The following is an 18,064-nucleotide window of genomic DNA, read 5'->3' on the forward strand; positions in this document are numbered from 1 at the left end:
GCCGCCAGCGGTACCCATATCGCGCCTGATCTACTCGCCCACGTCTCGCCGTTGGGATGGGAACACATCAATCTAACCGGGGAATATCGCTGGCCCAAATCCTTAGCGTAGGATTCCGCCCCCTCCCGCAAACGCCCCCTATAGCGAGACGCTGGCGGGCATGGTGCAGAAGATCGACGCCACCTTGCAGCGCGCCGACGCGCTGGTGACGGCAGCCAGGGACGGAGCAACGCCGCGTCACGTTGTTGACCGGATCGTAGCGGCAGGCGGTGACGCCCGCGCCGAGGACCGGCGGACGATCGCGACCGCAGCCGCAGAGCTGAAGGATGCAACTCGGGCGCTTCAGGGCGTCACCGCATCGGCGCGGCGGGGCTACGAGCAGAACCGCTGGTTGATGTGGACGGCGATCGGCGGAGTGGTGCTCGGCATGGTGCTTTGGGCGGCGTTCGCCGGCGTCGTCGCGCGTGCCGTGCCGGCGAGCTGGCAATGGCCGGAAAAGATGGCGGCGCGAGCGCTCGACCTGTCAATGTGGGAAGGCGGGCAGCGGATGATGCAGGCCGCCTCGCCCACCGCGTTCCGCGCGATCATAGCGGCCGACAGGATGGTGTTGGCCAATCGCGAAACGATCGAAGGGTGCAGCAAGGCCGCAGCCCGAACGCGCGAGACGGTGCGATGCACAATCAAAGTTGGTGCTAGCCTTGAGGAGCAGCAGGATAGCGACCGCTAGTTCCTATTCACTGCAACTCGATTTTGGCATGATTGCTGGCTCACTTTTTACTGATTTGCCCTGCTGGTTGCGCGAGCCGGCGCGCCAAGCTGCGACTATCAAATAGATACCTGCGGCAATCATCGGCACGGTGAGCCACTGACCCATATGAAGCCCTGTTCTGGCTGTGAAGCCGACAAGCTGGGCATCCGGCTCCCGGAAGAATTCGACAATGAAGCGAGCGAGCCCATAGCCAAGAAGGAACACGCCGACGAGCATGCCAGGGCGACGTCGGGCGTTGGTAAACCAGAAAAGGCACGCGAGCACGGCAAACAAGACCAGTCCTTCCAGCCCGGCTTCGTAGAGCTGGCTCGGGTGACGCGCGAGGCCATCGCGACTTCCGGGGAACACAATCGCCCAAGGCACATCGGTGGGCTTTCCCCAAAGCTCACCATTCACGAAATTAGCGAGGCGGCCGAAGAACAGGCCGATCGGCACGGTGCAGGCGACATAATCATGGACCCGCAGCCATTCGAGGCCGTGTCGTCGCGCGAACAGGATCAGCGCGAGCGAGACGCCAGCTGCACCCCCGTGGAACGACATGCCGCCGTCCCACAGCTTGAGGATTTGCAGGGGGTCGAAGATCATCTCAGGACCGTAAAAGATCACATAGCCGAGACGGCCACCGAGGATAACGCCCAACGTCGCGTAGAACACGAGATCGTCGGCTTGTGCGCGGTTCATCGGGGCCGCTGGTTGGGCCAGCAGCCGCAGCAGATACCACCACCCGGCAATGATGCCGGCGATATAGGCCAGCGAGTACCAGCGGATGTCGAGCGGGCCTATGGAGATGGCTATCGGGCTCAATCCGAGGCTGGCGAATGCGATATGGCTATCCAAGGATTGTATCCTGCCTGCGAGAAGCGGCGCTCGAGCGCGCCATGGGTTATTCCGGTGCGATTGAAGCGCCGGCATCCTTGAGCGCCGCAAACCCGCCGGGGACGTGGGCGACATTCTCCACGCCCATCTCCTTGAGTGATTTTGCGGCCAGCGCCGAGCGGGCGCCGGACCCACAATAGAGCACCAACCGCGATCCACTGGCGAGTTTGGCATTGTGGGTGGGGCTTTCAGGATCGACCTGGAATTCCAGAAGGCCACGCGGGACATGCACCGCACCAGCCACCAGCCCCGATTTTGCGACTTCCCCTGGCTCGCGGATGTCAACGAACTGGACCTTGGGATTGCCGACAAGTTTGGCTGCATCGTCAGGCGCGATAGTTTCGACAATCGCATTCGCTTCGGAAACCAGTTGTTTCGAGGTGCGTGTTGGCATCGACTTTCTCCTGTAAATGAACCTGTATCGGATGGCTCAGCCCTGCTCGGACTTGCCGCCTATCTGGCGCAGCATTTCCGGCAAATCTGTCGGGCAATCACCGCAAAGCTTGTTTGCCGGAACGGCAACGTCGATCTTCTTTGGGTAGGGAAGATCGAGAGCGGCCATGATCGCGACGAATTCCTGAACGGTCTTGCCCGCAAGGCGCGGGTTCCGTTCACGCTCCTGCGCCACTGTCGTGATGTGGCGATGATTGTAGTCGTGAGCCGGGTAGATCAGACCATCGCCCGGCAGCGTGAAAATCTTCTGCGTGACGGAGTGATAAAGGGTGGCGGCGTCACCGTTTTGGAAGTCGGTGCGGCCACAGCCGTCGATTAGCAGGGCGTCGCCGGTGAAGGCGCGAAGACCATCGGGCTGCTCAACCAGGTAGGTATGGTGGGCGTCGGTGTGCCCCGGCGTAAACAGCGGCTGAAGCTTGAGCGCGCCGACAGTCAAAGGCTGGTCCTCGGCGACCCCCACGTCAGCACAGGGAAGGCCGTCCATGGCGGGGTACGCGATCTTGGAGCCGGTAAGGCTGCGCAGATAGCAGGCCGATGTGACGTGGTCCGCATGCACATGCGTCTCCAACGTATAAGCCAGTTCGAGATCCAGTTCCTGAAGCGCGGCAAGGTCGCGTTCGATCGTTTCGAGGACAGGATCGATCAGGACGGCTTTGCGCGTCTCCGGGCAACCGAGGAGGTAGGTGTAGGTCGAGGACTCCGGCTCGAACAACTGACGAAAGATCATGATCGGTCTCCAATGGTGTCTAGCCGCCGATCCCGCCCAGGCTGCGGAACAGCATGTAGGCGGCCACGGCCAGCAGGACGAAAGCGAAGATGCGGGTGAGCAAGCCCTTATGATCGGCGAGCCGGATGGCGGTTTGCATGCCGGCGACGCCGCCAGCGACCCCGCCAGCGATGAAGAAGCCGGCCACGCGCCAATCCACGAGTCCTGACAGGGCATAGTTGAGGGCTGTCGCCGATCCGAACGTTCCCACCGAAAACAGCGACGATCCGACCGCGTTGAGGATGGGCATGCCGCTGCCGAGCATGATGCCGGGCACAATCAGGAAGCCGCCGCCGATGCCGAAGAACCCTGACAGGAGGCCGGCGAGAAGGCCGATCGCCACGAGCCGCACAGCGATGGGGCGCGTGATCCGCACGCCCGGGTCGCCGCCGCCGGATTTGCCGCGCAGCATGGAAACCCCCACCACGATCATCACGCCTGCGAACAGCACCAGGAGATGCTGACCCGCCACCATCTTGCCCAGGGTGGAGCCGATCAGGGCGCCTATGACGCCCGATGCCCCGAAGACGAGGGCGCAGGGCCACTTCACGGTTCCGGCCCGGGCGTGCTGGATCAGGTTGGCGAAGGCATTGGCGGCCACCGCCAGCGCGCTCGTGCCGATCGCGACGTGCGGGTCCTTCATGCCCACGACATACAGCAGCAACGGCAGGGCAAGGATCGAGCCGCCGCCGCCGATCACCCCGAGGGTAAAGCCGACGACGACACCGGATATGAGCGTGAGGATGTCGACCGGCGTCATGGGTTTGCCCCGGGCCTGGCTGCGCGATAACGTTCCTGAAGGGCGAAGACGCCCATGCCCGCCAGCATCGCCACGACGAACACCAGCGCCGCCGGCGCTCCGAGGCTCAGGGCGACCAGGGCCGGACCAGGGCAGTAGCCGACGAGGCCCCATCCGACGCCGAACAAAGCCGCGCCCGAGAGAAGCTTCTTGTCCAGGGACCGGGACGATGGCCCATTGAACGCCGGTGCGAAAAGCGGAGCATCGCGCCTTCGGCCGAGTGCAAATCCCAACGCTGAAACCATGACGGCCGAGGCCAGCACCAAGGCAAGGCTCGGGTCCCACGACGGCGCGGCGACATCAAGAAACGCCAGAACCTTGCTGGGGGCTATCATGGCGGAGACGATCAGGCCGAAGCCGAAAATGAGCCCCGAGGCGAGCGCGATGAGCAGCTTCCTCATTGCTCAGAGTCCGATGACGTGTCGGGCGACGTACACAGTCGCGGCCGCTGTGATGAGGAAGACGCCTGTCGCGGCGAGCGAGCGGGGCGAGAGCCTCGCTATTCCGCAGACGCCATGCCCGCTGGTGCAACCACTCCCGAGCCGAGTCCCAAATCCCACCAGAAGGCCGGCTGCGATCACGACGGCGACTGGGGCCGGCGACGTGAGGTCCGGTAGCAGGCCGCCCGCCGCCCGGTAGAGCAAGGGCGCGGCGAGCAGGCCGACCAGGAATGTTGCGCGCCAGGCCATCTCGCCGCGGACAGGCGCAAGCACCCCGCCGACGATGCCGCTGATTCCAGCGATGCGCCCATTGGCGATCCACAGGAAGGAAGCCGAGAGGCCGATTAGCGCGCCGCCCACGATGGCCGAGAATGGGGTGAAACCCTCCATCGTCAGGATTCTCTGCTCTCAGCTTCGTCACCGGCGCAAAAGAGTGCGTAGAGTTCCGTCAGGATCGGCAGCACGCGCTCGGACGTGATGCGGTAGAATATCGTCGTTTTCTCCCGCCGTGTTCCGACCAGGCCTTCGTCGCGCAGCGTGGCCAGATGGCGGGACAAATTCGACTGTGTCAGTCCGAGGCGTTCGCCCAGATCGGTTACCGACAACTCCCCGCCGAGCAGGCTGCACAGGATCATCAGACGGTGCCGGCTCGCAAGCGAACGGAGGAACGCTTCCGCTTCGCCGGCCTTTTCCTCCAGAAGCTCCGGAGACATTTTAACGAGGGAAGGTGGCACAGTTGCTCCAAACATCTTATATGTAGCATATATGATGGAGTGGTGTTCGATCAAGCGCCAGCTAGGAGGTTCCCCCCGTGAGCTACTATTTCGCCAAGCCATCGAGGCTCCTTCGAAGCGCCGGAGTGCGAGGTAACCCCATGCTGATCGACCAGGCTGTCCGTATCGCTTCCGAGCTGCGCTGCACGCTGGGACAGATTTAGATGCTCGATCGACGTTCGCTGTTGGCTGGCGGAGCGGCATTGTTCGCAACCACCGCTTGCTCGCGCTCCACGCCGGGCCTCGGCGGGGGAGGTGCAAACCCGCTTCCGATGCCGCCGCTGTTGGACGCACGGCCTGGCCGCTCATTCGCGCTACGGGTCCAGTCCGGAACGACTTCATTTTATCCAGGCCGGCCGAGTGACACGCTCGGGTATAATGGCAGCTATCTCGGACCGACGATCAGGGTGCGCCGTGGCGACGACGTGGCGGCTGTCGTGACCAACGGGCTCAACGCGGACACGACTGTGCATTGGCACGGGCTTCTGATCCCCGGAGAGCTGGATGGCGGCCCCCATCAGATCATCGCGCCGGGCGCGACCTGGCGGCCCACGCTCCCGATCCGGCAGCCCGCAGCGACCCTCCTTTATCACTCACACGTCCATGGGTTGACGGCCGAGCAAGTCTATTCGGGCCTGGCTGGGGCGTTGCTGGTAACCGACGACGAAGAGCAGGGCCTGGGGCTCCCGTCAGAATATGGCGTGGACGATCTGCCCCTGCTCATCCAGGATCGCCAGTTCGAAAATGGTCGCCTTGTCATGCCAGGCGGCATGATGGTCGCCATGCAGGGCCGGCGCGGCGACACGATCCTTGTGAACGGCGCGGTGAATCCGCTGGCGGCGGTGCCAAATCGGTTGGTTCGCCTGCGGCTCGTCAACGCATCGAACGCGCGGATTTATGAGCTGTCGTTTTCCGATCGGCGGAGCTTTCACTGGATCGGAACCGAAGGGGGGCTGCTCGAACACGCAGTGGCATTGGAAGCCATAACCTTGGCGCCGGGCCAACGTGCCGAGCTTCTCGTGGACTTCACGGACGGTAGGTCCGCCTCGCTGGTGACGGCGGCTGATACCAACAGCTCGATGATGGGCGGCATGGGTATGATGGGGCGTGGCGCCCGAAGGACCGATGCCGCGGCACCAGCGACCGTGCTGCGGTTTGAACCACGGCCGTTGGGACAGGCTCGTGCCAGCGGCGTCGTGCCGACCCTTCTGGCATCACGAACTGGGCCCGACGCCAGCAAGGCGGTGCGCCGTCGCCCTCTGAGCCTCAACATGGGCATGGGCGGCATGATGGGCTCAGGAAGCGGCGGTGGCGGCCTTACGATCAATGGCAAGCCATTCGACATGAATCGCATCGATGAGACGGTGAAGCTAGGCTCCACCGAAATATGGGAGGTGTCTGGCGAAATGATGCGCCACCCGATCCATATTCACGGCGTCCACTTTGATGTTCTCACCCGCGGTGGCGGGCAGCCCGATGTTCTCGACCAGGGGCCGCGCGACACGGTCCTCGTCAAGGAACCGGTGGAGCTTCTCATCCGATTTGATCAGCCGGCCAAGAGCGCTCCCTTCATGTATCACTGCCATATCCTTGAACATGAGGATAATGGAATGATGGGCCAGTTCAGTGTTGCGTAGGCGTAGGCTCCCACTTCTGGAGAGTTTATGCAGCGCCTACCGTCCAACAGGAGAGCAAGGTTGCCAAAAAGAGCTTTCGCCACATTTCTGCTCGCGGCAACGATGCTGACCGGCGGCACCTCGCTAGCTGCACAGGATAATCTGGTTTATCCCGTAATACCGGGATTTGGCGGGATCGTGGCCGTGCCCAGTGCTGCCGAGCGGCCCGATCCCAAGCTTCGCTACCGCGTCTTGTTCAATGTCACCAAGGCCGCAAGCTCTCCCGACAAAGTGAATCCCAGCCTTGAGAAGGTCGCGCGCTTCGTGAACCTGCTAGGCGCGGACAAGGTCCATCCGGCTGGTGACATCGCCGTCATCATTCATGGTCCCGCGACCCCGCTCGTCCTGCAGAACGCGCCATATGCGGCGCGTATGAAGGTAGCGGCCAACCCGAACGCTGCGCTGATTGCCGCTCTCCAGAAAGCCGGTGTTTCAATCCGCGTTTGCAGTCAGGCCATGGTCGGAAATGAGATCATGCCGAACCAAGTGGCTTCGGGCGTTGAGATCGATGATTCGGCGCTTACAACCTTGGCGAATCTACAAATCCGGGGTTACGCGCTCATCCCGGATTGAAAGGAGCGATACCCCCTCACCCGCAGCAGCCCGCCACGGTCCCGTTCGCCTTCGCCTCCTGAATCGGAGGGCATGGGACATCGCCGAACGAGCAGAACACGCAGCAGTCGCCGGCCAGGGGCCGCAGCACCGCCGCGCAATGTCGGCAATCATAGAAGAACTGGCAGGCGTTGGTGGGCATCGTCTCGGTCGCGACACCGCCGCACTCGGGACAGGTCAGCGTGGAGGTGAGCTGCATCAGGAAAGCGCCTTTATAAGCGGCGCTTCAATGCGATCCCATATCAGCGCGGTCAGCGTCAGGGTCGTGCCGATCGTGAGCATGATCGGAGTTGCGCGGGACGGTAGGGTCACGGTGCAGGACCGATCCGCAGCGCAGGTCCTCCGACGCCGCACATACGCCCACCACCCGGCAGCCAGGCCGACGAGGGAAAGCGCCGTCAGGGCCCAGCGCAGAGGCATCAGCGCGGCGAAGGTGCTCGACAGGCCCGCCCCCACGCCCAGCGCCGCCAGCGCGAGCGGCAAGACGCAGCAGGATGCGGCGGCTAGGACCGCGCCGAAGCTCGCCAGCGCACCCAGGGCGGATAGCCCCGCGTCGGCGCGGCGTGGCGATGCGGAAGCGGCCAGGGTTTCGTGCGGCAAAATCCTTTTATTCATCAGTCGTCTCCGGCGGAATAACCCCCTAATGCCTCCTGTAGCGGCTACAGGAGCAAGCGAATTATGAGGGATGAGAAAGGCCTAGCTATCGGCGAGTTGTCGCGCCGAACCGGCGTGAACATCGAGACGATCCGCTATTTCGAGCGCGTCGGCATTGTGGCGACCCCACCCCGCACGAGCGGGGGCCGGCGAGTATATGGGGCCGGCCACGTCCGCGTCCTTGGATTCATCCGTGGCGCGCGTGAACTCGGCTTCACCCCGGCCGAGGTGCGCGCGATCCTGTCACTTGGCGGTCCCGCGCAGGCGTCGTGCAGTGAGGTCCGCGAGATCGCGGCCCACCACCTGGAGCGGGTTCGCGCGAAAATGGCAGACCTAGCGCAACTCGAAAGCCTGCTTGCCACGACGATCGACCGTTGCGAGGGCGACGGGGCGGCGAGTTGTGCCGTGATCGAATTGCTTGACCAATATACAACCACTTAGGTGTCAAAACCGGTCGGGGCTGTTGAAAAAAGGCCGGGTGATCCGATCGCGTTCCTAACGGGTTCCCTGCTTCGACACATCGGGAGCAGCGGCCATGATGGGTGAGCAACAGCGAGGCGGCAAGGGCGCAAGCTGGCGGGCGCTGGGAGCGATGATCCCCGCCGATCATATCCTGCACAGGATAGACGGGCTGATCGACCTGGGTGAACTGCGCGATGCGCTCGCGCCGCACTACAGTTGCCGTGGGCGTCCCTCGATCGCGCCTGAATTGCTGGTCCGCATGGCGCTGATCGCTCGCCTCTATGGCATCACGTCGGAGCGCCGTCTGTGTGAGGAAGTCCGCTTCAACCTCGCCTATCGCTGGTTCTGCCGATTGCCGCTCAACGCGCCGGTGCCGCACCACTCGACGTTTAGCAAGAACCGGCATGGCCGATTCCGCGATGCTAGCATCTTCCGCATCCTGTTCGAGCAGACGGTGCGGCGCTGCGCCGATGCGGGGCTGATCGCCCACAAGGATGCCGCAATCGATGCATCGTTCGTCGCGGCCGATGCAAGCTGGCAGCGCAAGATGCGGGACGCCGACATGGCCGCGCCCCGGCTTCCCCGCCCGGTTTGTGAATGGCTGGCGGATCAGGCCAATGCTCCACCGCAGGAACATGGCGTACCGCGTGGCAAACCGGCCGAGGTGTCACGCACCGATCCGGCGTCGGCATGGTCGGCGCGCACGGCGCGGGGCCGGTTCGGCTATGCCTTCAATGTCCTGATTGACACGCCGGGAGGGGTGGCGATCGACGTGGAGGCCAGTCCCGCCCGCTTCGCCGCGGAAGTCGATGCGGGGCGGACCATGCTGGCACGGGCCGACAATCGGTTCGGCTATCGGCCAAAGCGTGTCGCGGCCGACACCGCCTATGGCAGCGCTGCGTTCCTGGCGTTCGTCACCGATCGCGGCACCATCCCGCATATCCCGGTGCTGGAACGATCCGAACAGACCAAGGGCAAATTCCCCCGCGAAGCCTTCCGCTATGAGCGGGAGCAGGACCGCTATGTCTGCCCCGCTGGGAAGATACTGCCCTTTCGCGGTGCCGATCGTCGGGCGGGCTTTCTCCGATACAGCGCCAGTCCTGCCGATTGCCGCGCCTGTCACCTCAAACGGAAATGCACCGCAGGCAGCAACAGGTCGGTCACGCACAGCGAATATGAGGACGTGCGTGAGATGGTGCGCGGCGAGATGCAGACGCCGCTATTCAAGCGGTCGATGCGGCTGCGCCGGGGTGTCGAGCGGGTGTTCGCCGATGCCAAAGGCAAGCGAGGGCTGACCCGCCTGCACCTTCGCGGACTGCGCGGTGCCGAAGAAGAGTTTCTGTTGGGCGCGGCCATTGCCAATCTCGTGCTGTTAGCCCGCACCGACGCAAGACCGGCCCGGAACCGTCGCCCGCCCCCGGTGCCGGAACGCATCGAGCGCATGGCCCGGATCAGCCGTGGCCGGTTCGAGCAATCCTACTACGCGACGATCTTCTGACGCCGGTTAGCCGGGTTCGCGCTCGGCCGCAGGGAAGTGGCGATAGAAGGTAGAACGGCCGACCTGGAGCAGCTTCGCGACCTTCGCCGGTTTGTCGCCAGCCTTGAGCAGCTTGCGGGCGGTATCGAGCATGTCAGGCGTCATGACCGACTTGCGGCCTCCGCCCGTGCCGCCCTTGGCCCGTGCCGCTGCCAAACCGGCAATCGTCCGTTCCTTTATCAGTTCGCGCTCCATCTCCGCGACAGAAGCGAGGATATGGAACAGCAGACGGCCCGATGGGGTTGCCGTGTCGAACCCGTCCGTCAGGGACCGGAAATCAATCTTCCGAGCGGACAAGTCCGCCGCCAGTTCGATCAGGCCCCCGATCGATCGGCCAAGGCGATCGAGCTTCCATATCACCAGCGTGTCACCGGCCCGCACGAAATTGAGAGCTTCGGTCAGACCGGGACGGTTCAGCTTCGCGCCGCTCACCTTGTCGGTGAACAGCTTTTCACAGCCAGCCTTGGTCAGCGCATCGGTTTGTAGCGTCAGGTCCTGGTCGGAGGTCGAGACACGCGCATAACCAACCAGCATGAGTCCCGTTATCCCATCTCAAACAGCGAATTTCGGGACTCATATTTCGGGAACATATTTTGGGAAAGCCCCGGCGGGCATACAGCGGATTTTTGTGTCGGTCACGGTCGTCCCGTTGGAGGTTCCCAATCGGGAAGGCTGATAACCGGCTCACCCATGGAATAAACCCGGACGAGCGTCGTCTATGCTTTCAGGACTGATGCGCCGGAGGCTTATGCGTAGACGATATTGGATGCTCGGTCTGACTGCTTCGGCCCTGCTCACAGGCGCAGTCGCGGCCGCCCCTGCCGGTGGTTACGCCAGCATGGTGGCTGCCGCGATGGACCGGATGATGGCGGGCATGATGGTCAAGCCGTCCGGCAACGTCGACCGCGACTTCGTCACGATGATGCTCCCGCATCATCAGGGTGCGATCGATATGGCAGTGGCGGAGCTGCGCTACGGCCATAACGAGCAGCTCAAGCGCATCGCGCAGGAGATCATCATCGATCAGCAGCAGGAGATTGCCGCTATGAAGTTGGCGATCGGTCAGCCGCTACCGCCTTCGACGCCGGCCCCGACGCAGGGCGGCGACCACCACAGCCCTATGGAGCACTGACATGATCCGGACCATCCTGCGCTCGGCCGCCTTGCTGATGAGCGCCGCACCGGGCCTCGCCATGGCGCAGCAGGCGCCGTGGAACGCCAAGGACATGCCCGTCAGCCACCGCGACCGCGTCTATGCGTCCGAACAATTCTCCAACACGGTGTCGGTGACGGACCCGGCCGACAACCGGCTGCTCGGCGTCATCAAGCTCGGCGATCCGCAGCCGATGAACTTCTCCCCGCTCTACAAGGGACAAGTGCTGGTCCACGGCCTGGGCTTCTCGCCGGACGGGAAGACCTTGGCGGTCGTGTCGATCGGATCGAATGCCGTGTCGTGGATCGACACCGCCACCAACACGGTCAAACACACGACCTATGTCGGGCGCAGTCCGCACGAGGCGTTCTTCACGCCGGACGGAAAGGAGGTCTGGGTCACCGTTCGCGGCGAGGACTATATCGCCGTGCTCGATCCCGCGACGTACAAGGAAACCGGCCGCATCAAGACGCCCGGTGGTCCGGGTATGACGATCTTCTCGCCCGATGGGCGATACGGCTATGTCTGTTCCTCGTTCAATCCGGTGCTGGCCGTGTTCGATGTCGCAACCCACGCACAGGTCGGACAGGTGGCGCAGCCGAGCCCATTCTGCCCCAACATCGCCGCGACGCCGGACGGCAAGCAGGCGTGGTTTACGCTAAAGGACATCGGCAAGACGGTCGCATTCGATGCCAGGCCACCCTTCACAATCCTCAAGGTGCTGGATACCGGGCCGATCACCAATCACGTCAACTTCGCCCGCACGGCCAAGGGGCAGTTCGCCTATGTGACGGTCGGCGGGGAGAATGCGGTGAAGGTGTTCCGCACGTCCGACTTCACGCTGGTGGCAACCATTCCAGTCGGCAAGATGCCGCACGGTGTCTGGCCGTCCGGCGACGGTCGGCGCATCTATGTCGGGCTGGAGAATGCCGATGAGCTGGCCGCGATCGACACCGCTGGCAACACGGTCGTCGCTACCGTGCCGGTCGGACAGGCACCGCAGGCGATCGCCTATGTGCCGAACGCTGTTCCGACAGGCCCCGGCACCGACAATCTCCAGCCGCTCGGCACGGCCGGCAAGGCGTTGCATCTGACTATGGGGCCGATCGGCGGCAAGGGTGCGGCAAGCAGCATCACCCTCTTCGACCAAGGCATCATTCAGGTCGTGCAGAGTGCCGTTACCGGTTTGCAGCCCAAGAAGCCCTACATGCTCGTGCTGACCGCCAACGCGGATGGTAGCGGCGCTGTAGAGCCGCTTGCCAACTTCATGAGCAACCCGGCGGGTGCGGCGATCGTCAACGCGTCGGGTCCGATCCGGCAGATCGTTCAAGGCAGCACCGCGACGCCCCGCCGTTTTCTGGCGGTCGCTGAGGTGGTGAACGGCGCGCCGGGACGCATCGTGCAGGTACAGCGCGACTGACATGGACCCGCTTGCCGCCGCGATCGAGCCCCTGATCCCCGGTCTGCGCCGCTATGCCCGGTCGTGGTTGCGCGATCGGGCAATGGCAGATGACGTGGTGCAGGATTGTCTCGAGCGCGCGGTCGGGCGCTGGCGACAACGACGCGGGGCGGAGGTGCGCCCATGGGTCTATACGATCCTGCACAATCTGTTGGTCGACCATCAGCGGCAGCATAGCCGGCGAGGCACAGCGGTTCCGCTCCACCTCGTGGACGACGCCACGCTCGGCCGTCCGGCCGATCAGGAAACAGGCCTACACCACCGCGACCTGCTGCGCGCCCTTGATGCGTTGCCCGAGGAGCAGCGAACGGTGCTGCTCCTCGTATCGGTCGAGGGCCTGCCCTATGCGGAGGTCGCTGCCGTTGTCGGCGTGCCGCTGGGCACGGTGATGTCGCGCATATCCCGGGCGCGCGACCGACTGGCGACCCTCCTCCGGGAGGGTGAACGGCCGCGATTGAGGAGCGTGCAATGACCAGCCCGATCGGCGAGGACGATCTGGCCGCATGGATCGATGGCAGGCTGTCGCCCGAGCGGCAGCGCCTGGTCGACGCCTATCTTGAAGGCCAGCCGGACCTGCATGCCCGTTTGCGGGAACAGGCGGAGCAGGCGCGAGCCCTTGCATCCCTGTTTGCCCCGATCGCGGATGAACCGATCCCGGCGACGATGCGCGTCGCAGCCATCAGGGGGCGGCAACGTCAGCCGCGATGGCAATTCGCCATCGCCGCGTCACTTCTGCTGGCGGTCGGGTTTGGCGGTGGTTGGTCGAGCGCGAAGTGGAGCGGTGAACCCCGCGCAGGCATCGCGGCGCTGGCCAACGAGGCGAGTGACAATTTCCGTGTCTATGCCGCCGACCGGATACGACCGGCGGAGATCGGTCCGGATCAGCGCGCCATGCTGATCCGATGGACCTCCGCCCGTTTGGGTGAGCGCGTCACCATCCCGGACCTCAGCACAGCCGGCTATCGCTATGGTGGGGGGCGACTGGTCGCGACGCCTCACGGCCCTGCGGCACTGCTCCTCTACGACGGACCGCAAGCGTCGAAACTCGCGGTGCTGACGAGGCCTATGCAGATCGACAAGACTGCGAGCATGACCAGCACGTCCAGCGGGACCATGGGCCGGGTCACATGGGCAGTCGACGGGATCGGCTATAGTGTGGTGGGCGAGCGGCCTGCGGCCGAGCTGCATCCGATTGCCGATGAAGTCCGGCGGCAGGCCGATGCGGCGCTGGTGTCCTGATAGCGCCCTTGCTGCTCCTCAGCGCCGACAGGCACCGGGCGGGCCAGCGCGATCAGGGCTTGCGCTCGGCATCCTTCCTGGCGGCCTCGGCCGGCGTCAGGCGGGCTCGCTCGCGGATGTGGCGTTCCAGCGGCGCGCCGACGAACAGGACGAGCATCGCAAGGATCACCCCGCCAGTGATGAGCGGTCATGGACGATCAAACGTCGCAGGCCCGCCTAACGCTCCAAGTCTTCGAGACCATCGCAGACGAAAGGCTGCCGATCATTCCGATATCCAGATTGGAATGACCATATCAAACGGTTGGTCGTATCGATCTAAGTACGCGATATATGCTGCATGACCCTGGAGCAGCTCAGAATCTTCGTCGGTGTCGCGGAGCGCGAACACGTCACCAAGGCAGCGGAGGTGCTGAACGTCACGCAGTCCGCTGCCTCCGGCGCGATTGCTGCCCTCGAAGCGCGCTACGGGGTTCCTCTGTTTCACCGCGTCGGGCGTGGCATCCAGCTGACCGAAGCAGGCCGCGGCTTTCTGGAGGAAGCGCGCGCGGTGCTGGGGCGGGCAGCGCATGCCGAGACGATGCTGGCGGACTATGCCGGGCTTGCCCGTGGTTCATTGCGGATCGTCGCCAGCCAGACGATCGCGAGCTACTGGTTGCCGGCAAAGCTCGCCGCCTTCCACGAACGCCACCCGCAGATCGCGGTCGAACTGGCGATCGACAACACCGAAGGTGCGGCAGCGCAGGTCCTGAGCGGCGCGGCGGAGCTCGGTTTCGTCGAGGGCGAGGTGGACGAACCGGCGCTCGCCCACTGGCATGTCGGGCGTGATCCGATGGTGCTGGTCGGCCGCGAGGACACCGGGCGCGTCGACGAGGACTGGCTGCGCACTGAACGCTGGATCGTCCGTGAGCTGGGATCGGGTACGCGCTCGACCTTCGAGGACGTGCTGCGAACGCGCGGGTTTGATCCGGCCCAGCTGACGATAGCGATGACGCTGCCGTCCAACGAGGCGGTGCGCACCGCCGTCGAGGCGGGTGCCGGCGTTGCCGTCTTGTCGCGATTGGTCGTCGCGCGCGCGCTCAAGGCCGGTGACCTTGTCGAGCTGCCGCTCGGGCTGCCCGACCGCGCCTTTCACGCGCTGCGCCACAAGGAACGCTATCGCACCCGCGCGGCCGACGCGCTGACGGACCTCATCAAGGAGCAGGTCGCATGACTGCCGACACGCACTCCGTTCTCAGCGGCCTCAAGCCGCTCAGCCGGCTCGATCATCCCCGCGAGATGATTCGTCAGTTCACGCCCAACTGGTTCGCCGCGACGATGGGCACCGGTATCCTCGCGCTCGCGCTGCCGCAGGTGCCCGGCATCGGGCCTTCGCTTAAACCCGTCGGCGAGGTGTTGTGGTTCTTCAATATCGCACTCTTCGCGCTGTTCGCCGGCCTTTATGGCGCGCGCTGGGTGATGTTCGGGCACGAGGCGCGGCGCATCTTCGGGCATAACACCGTGTCGATGTTCATCGGCACCATCCCGATGGGCCTCGCGACGATCATCAACGGCTGCCTCGCCTTCGGCATCGCACGGTTCGGGAATGGCATCGTACCGGTCGCACACGTCCTGTGGTGGATCGACGCCGCCATGTCGCTCGCCTGTGGCGTGCTGATCCCGTACATGATGTTCACCCGTCACGAGCACAGCCTGGACGGCATGACCGCGGTATGGTTGCTGCCGGTCGTCGCTGCCGAAGTGGCGGGCGCCAGCGGCGGGCTGCTCGCGCCGCATCTGGCCGATCCTCACGCGCAGCTCGTCACGCTTGCGACCTCCTATGTGCTGTGGGCCTATTCGGTGCCGGTCGCGTTCGGCATCCTCGCCATCCTCATCCTGCGCATGGCGCTCCACAAACTGCCGCAGGAGAGCATGGCGGCGTCCTCCTGGCTGGCGCTGGGACCGATCGGCACGGGTGCTCTGGGCATGCTGGTGCTCGGGGCGGACGCGCCGGCTATCCTCGCGGCGCACGGGCTGGCCGGTGTCGGTGCCGTCGCGCAAGGGATCGGCGTTGTGGCCGGACTCTGCCTGTGGGGCTTCGGCCTGTGGTGGCTGGCGCTCGCGACGCTCATCACCATCCGCTACTGGCGCGCCGGCGTCCCGTTCAACCTGGGCTGGTGGGGCTATACCTTTCCGCTCGGCGTCTACACCGTCGCCACCTTACGCCTAGGCACGACGCTGAACCTCGGTTTCTTCGGTTTCGTCGGCACGGTGCTGACAGTCGCGCTTGCGGCGATGTGGCTGCTCGTCGGCGCCAAGACGCTGGCCGGCGCATGGCGCGGCAACCTGTTCGTCTCACCCTGCATCGCCACCCCGAACTGATCCGCCATGATGATCGGATCAGTCGGTCCGATCACTTGCGAAACGCCCCTTCGATCCGCCAGCGTGGCTGGCCACAGGAGAGCCTTGTCATGGACAATTTCGACGCCGAACTGGCGAGTGAGACCAGCCGTCGCCGCTTTCTCAGGCATGCCGCGCTCGGTACCGCCGGCCTTGCCGCCGCGCCGGCACTGGCGCAGCAGCTCGTCGACCTGAAGCTGCCTGGCGGCAATGCCGAACGGCCGATGACCAGCGCCTTTCCCGGCAAGGGCAGCATGATCCTCCAGCGTGTCCATCCGCCCTTGCTGGAAACGCCGATGGACGTGTTCGACAAGTCGGTGTTCACGCCCAACGACCAGTTCTTCGTCCGCTGGCACTGGGCCGACATCCCGACCTCGATCGATGTCGAGACTTTCCGCCTCAACGTCTTCGGCCACGTCAACCGACCGCTGTCGATCAGCCTCGCCCAGCTGCTGCGCCTGCCGCGGGTCGAGATGGCGGCGGTCAACCAATGCTCGGGAAACAGCCGTGGGCTGTTCCAGCCACGTGTTGCCGGCGCGCAATGGGGCAACGGCGCGATGGGCAATGCCAAATGGCTCGGTGTGCGCCTGCGCGACGTGCTCGACCTCGCCGGGGTCAAGACAGGCGCGGTGCAGGTGCGCTTCGGTGCGCTCGATCAACCGGTCGTGGCGGGCGCCCCTGACTTTGAGAAGGCGCTCGACATCGACCATGCCCGCGACGGCGAAGTGATGATCGCCTTCGGCATGAACGGCGAGCAGCTGCCGCTCCTCAATGGCTTTCCCTGCCGGCTGATCGTGCCGGGCTGGTACTCGACCTATTGGGTCAAGATGCTGAACTCGATCGAGGTACTGCCCGGCCCCGACGACCAGTATTGGATGGCCAAGGCCTACAAGATCCCCGCGACGCCGGGCGCGAATGTCGCGCCCGGCGCCAGAGACTTCCCGACTGTCCCCATCAACCGCATGATCCCGCGCAGCTGGATGACCAGCCTGCCCGATGGCCAGACGATAGCCTATGAGGCATCGATCCCGGTCGGCGGCATCGCGATGGGCGGCGACTGCGGCGTCGCCAAGGTCGATGTATCGTCGGACGGAGGCCGCACCTGGTACAGGACGACGCTCGGAGCGGACGAGGGCAGGTACAGCTTCCGTCGGTGGGATGGTCGCGTGCCGCTGCGACGCGGTGCCAACCCGATCATGGTGCGCTGCTGGAACACCAACGGTGTCGCCCAGCCGATGAAGCCGATCTGGAACCCGGGCGGGTTCATGCGCGGCAATATCGAGACCACCACCATCATCGCGGCCTGAGGAGCGAGTAGCATGAAGACCCCGTCTCCCGGCATCATGGCCGCTGGCCTGATCGGCCTGACCGGCATTATCCTCGTCTCGATCGGGGCGCCGAGCAGCCGCAAGGCGCCTGCCCCGATCTCCGAGACATCCGAGCCGGCACCGCCCACCAGCGTCTCAGCCCGCGGCTTTTCGCTCGCCTCGACCAGCGTCGACCTGCCGGTCGATGACGCTACCTACCCCGATGGTCCGCACGCCGACGTCATCAACGCCAACTGCACTTCGTGCCACTCGGCCAGCATGGCGCTAACTCAGCCTGCGCTATCGGCGGACCAGTGGAAGGCGACCGTCACCAAGATGCGTGAGGTGTACAAGGCGCCGGTGGCCGAGAAGGACGTTGACGCGATCGTTGCTTATCTCACCGCTATGCCGAGCCAGAAAGCGGCACCCGCAACCGGCAAGGCACAGGATCCCGACCCCAAGGTGGCTCCTGATGTCTCAGGTGGAACCGGATAAGCAAACCTCTCGCATAATCTAAAAAGGCGATTTCGACAGACGATCGGCAGCCTTCAGTAGGACTTTTTCAACAGCCACGCTCCTTTTCGGGGCGGGGCGCACGGGATTTGCGCGAATGGATCGCTCGGGAAGCCGAGGCGGCGACATCGAATGAGGATCTTGCCCGTCGCTTCGTTGCGGAGTGTCGCCGCACCCGCACGATCCTTCCCGGCTCCTCG

At 64.6% G+C, this 18,064-nt stretch carries 24 protein-coding genes and 1 pseudogene; 15 read left to right on the plus strand and 10 right to left on the minus strand.

Annotated elements, in window-relative coordinates:
- Nucleotides 1-111: Tn3 family transposase (locus tag VGV07_RS27385; protein WP_197209705.1), on the plus strand; the 111-nt coding region annotated here is incomplete at its 5' end.
- 1 nt (nt 112) lies between these two features.
- Nucleotides 113-727 carry a DUF6118 family protein gene (locus tag VGV07_RS09575; protein WP_228222247.1) on the plus strand — a complete coding sequence of 205 codons (615 nt, stop codon included), beginning with the start codon at nt 113-115 and terminating at the stop codon, nt 725-727.
- Between the two features lie 3 nt (nt 728-730).
- Here the strand turns inward: VGV07_RS09575 and lgt are convergent, their stop codons facing one another.
- From lgt to VGV07_RS09610, 7 genes are read right to left on the minus strand one after another with little or no spacing between them, the layout of a single operon-like run.
- Nucleotides 731-1,606, minus strand: coding sequence for a prolipoprotein diacylglyceryl transferase (lgt, locus tag VGV07_RS09580; RefSeq protein WP_007016079.1), 876 nt, complete (start codon nt 1,604-1,606; stop codon nt 731-733).
- Nucleotides 1,607-1,652: 46 nt separating this feature from the next.
- The gene (locus tag VGV07_RS09585; protein WP_004213269.1) at nt 1,653-2,039 is read right to left on the minus strand and encodes a rhodanese-like domain-containing protein; all 387 of its coding nucleotides are present in this window, start codon (nt 2,037-2,039) and stop codon (nt 1,653-1,655) included.
- Between the two features lie 36 nt (nt 2,040-2,075).
- Entirely contained in the window at nt 2,076-2,825 is a 750-nt protein-coding gene (locus tag VGV07_RS09590; RefSeq protein ID WP_007016078.1) for an MBL fold metallo-hydrolase, read from the minus strand.
- A 19-nt stretch (nt 2,826-2,844) separates the two neighbouring features.
- The gene (locus VGV07_RS09595) at nt 2,845-3,624 is read right to left on the minus strand and encodes a sulfite exporter TauE/SafE family protein (protein ID WP_004213267.1); all 780 of its coding nucleotides are present in this window, start codon (nt 3,622-3,624) and stop codon (nt 2,845-2,847) included.
- Nucleotides 3,621-4,064: a DUF6691 family protein gene (locus tag VGV07_RS09600; RefSeq protein WP_004213266.1), complete on the minus strand. Its 444-nt coding sequence runs from the start codon at nt 4,062-4,064 to the stop codon at nt 3,621-3,623. The genes VGV07_RS09595 and VGV07_RS09600 overlap by 4 nt, the downstream gene beginning before the upstream one ends.
- A gap of 3 nt (nt 4,065-4,067) precedes the next feature.
- Nucleotides 4,068-4,493 (minus strand): YeeE/YedE family protein, encoded by a 426-nt coding sequence (locus VGV07_RS09605; RefSeq protein ID WP_004213265.1) that lies wholly within the window; start codon nt 4,491-4,493, stop codon nt 4,068-4,070.
- A gap of 2 nt (nt 4,494-4,495) precedes the next feature.
- Entirely contained in the window at nt 4,496-4,837 is a 342-nt protein-coding gene (locus VGV07_RS09610; protein ID WP_004213264.1) for an ArsR/SmtB family transcription factor, read from the minus strand.
- 203 nt (nt 4,838-5,040) lie between these two features.
- Here VGV07_RS09610 and VGV07_RS09615 point away from each other — a divergent pair, with 203 nt between their 5' ends.
- Together VGV07_RS09615 and VGV07_RS09620 are read left to right on the plus strand one after the other, a co-directional pair.
- Nucleotides 5,041-6,513, plus strand: coding sequence for a multicopper oxidase family protein (locus VGV07_RS09615; RefSeq protein ID WP_216313316.1), 1,473 nt, complete (start codon nt 5,041-5,043; stop codon nt 6,511-6,513).
- 60 nt (nt 6,514-6,573) lie between these two features.
- Nucleotides 6,574-7,125 carry a DsrE family protein gene (locus VGV07_RS09620; RefSeq protein WP_326868476.1) on the plus strand — a complete coding sequence of 184 codons (552 nt, stop codon included), beginning with the start codon at nt 6,574-6,576 and terminating at the stop codon, nt 7,123-7,125.
- Between the two features lie 16 nt (nt 7,126-7,141).
- Here the strand turns inward: VGV07_RS09620 and VGV07_RS09625 are convergent, their stop codons facing one another.
- Complete coding sequence (locus VGV07_RS09625; RefSeq protein WP_004213258.1) at nt 7,142-7,363, minus strand: GDCCVxC domain-containing (seleno)protein; 222 nt, start codon at nt 7,361-7,363, stop codon at nt 7,142-7,144.
- Nucleotides 7,363-7,779, minus strand: a complete 417-nt coding sequence (locus VGV07_RS09630) for a mercuric transporter MerT family protein (RefSeq protein ID WP_004213257.1) — start codon at nt 7,777-7,779, stop codon at nt 7,363-7,365. The genes VGV07_RS09625 and VGV07_RS09630 overlap by 1 nt, the downstream gene beginning before the upstream one ends.
- Nucleotides 7,780-7,842: 63 nt before the next feature.
- On the opposite strand from VGV07_RS09630, the gene VGV07_RS09635 reads away from it, so the two are divergent.
- On the plus strand, nt 7,843-8,259 hold the full coding sequence (locus tag VGV07_RS09635; RefSeq protein ID WP_021224446.1) for a MerR family transcriptional regulator: 417 nt from the start codon (nt 7,843-7,845) through the stop codon (nt 8,257-8,259).
- Nucleotides 8,260-8,353: 94 nt separating this feature from the next.
- Nucleotides 8,354-9,778 carry a transposase gene (locus VGV07_RS09640; RefSeq protein WP_216313314.1) on the plus strand — a complete coding sequence of 475 codons (1,425 nt, stop codon included), beginning with the start codon at nt 8,354-8,356 and terminating at the stop codon, nt 9,776-9,778.
- 6 nt (nt 9,779-9,784) lie between these two features.
- Here VGV07_RS09640 and VGV07_RS09645 read toward each other — a convergent pair whose 3' ends face one another.
- The gene (locus tag VGV07_RS09645; protein WP_004212894.1) at nt 9,785-10,351 is read right to left on the minus strand and encodes a recombinase family protein; all 567 of its coding nucleotides are present in this window, start codon (nt 10,349-10,351) and stop codon (nt 9,785-9,787) included.
- Nucleotides 10,352-10,583: 232 nt separating this feature from the next.
- On the opposite strand from VGV07_RS09645, the gene VGV07_RS09650 reads away from it, so the two are divergent.
- From VGV07_RS09650 to VGV07_RS27390, 9 genes and pseudogenes are all read left to right on the plus strand, one after another.
- The gene (locus tag VGV07_RS09650; protein WP_021224444.1) at nt 10,584-10,949 is read left to right on the plus strand and encodes a DUF305 domain-containing protein; all 366 of its coding nucleotides are present in this window, start codon (nt 10,584-10,586) and stop codon (nt 10,947-10,949) included.
- A gap of 1 nt (nt 10,950) precedes the next feature.
- Nucleotides 10,951-12,390: a YncE family protein gene (locus tag VGV07_RS09655; protein ID WP_021224443.1), complete on the plus strand. Its 1,440-nt coding sequence runs from the start codon at nt 10,951-10,953 to the stop codon at nt 12,388-12,390.
- A gap of 1 nt (nt 12,391) precedes the next feature.
- A complete protein-coding gene (locus VGV07_RS09660; protein ID WP_021224442.1) occupies nt 12,392-12,901 on the plus strand; it encodes an RNA polymerase sigma factor in 510 nt (169 codons plus the stop codon).
- Nucleotides 12,898-13,668 (plus strand): anti-sigma factor family protein, encoded by a 771-nt coding sequence (locus VGV07_RS09665; protein ID WP_021224441.1) that lies wholly within the window; start codon nt 12,898-12,900, stop codon nt 13,666-13,668. Before VGV07_RS09660 ends, VGV07_RS09665 begins: the two co-directional genes overlap by 4 nt.
- 337 nt (nt 13,669-14,005) lie before the next feature.
- A complete protein-coding gene (locus VGV07_RS09670; RefSeq protein ID WP_021224438.1) occupies nt 14,006-14,878 on the plus strand; it encodes a LysR family transcriptional regulator in 873 nt (290 codons plus the stop codon).
- Nucleotides 14,875-16,026, plus strand: coding sequence for a TDT family transporter (locus VGV07_RS09675; protein ID WP_037513249.1), 1,152 nt, complete (start codon nt 14,875-14,877; stop codon nt 16,024-16,026). Before VGV07_RS09670 ends, VGV07_RS09675 begins: the two co-directional genes overlap by 4 nt.
- Nucleotides 16,027-16,115: 89 nt before the next feature.
- Nucleotides 16,116-17,351, plus strand: a complete 1,236-nt coding sequence (locus VGV07_RS09680) for a molybdopterin-dependent oxidoreductase (RefSeq protein ID WP_021224436.1) — start codon at nt 16,116-16,118, stop codon at nt 17,349-17,351.
- Nucleotides 17,352-17,363: 12 nt separating this feature from the next.
- A complete protein-coding gene (locus VGV07_RS09685; RefSeq protein ID WP_021224435.1) occupies nt 17,364-17,846 on the plus strand; it encodes a c-type cytochrome in 483 nt (160 codons plus the stop codon).
- Between the two features lie 77 nt (nt 17,847-17,923).
- Nucleotides 17,924-18,064: pseudogene (locus VGV07_RS27390) on the plus strand (DUF4158 domain-containing protein); the annotation flags it as partial.

It is taken from the genome of Devosia sp., assembly GCF_035944845.1.
Taxonomy (GTDB): domain Bacteria; phylum Pseudomonadota; class Alphaproteobacteria; order Rhizobiales; family Devosiaceae; genus Devosia_A.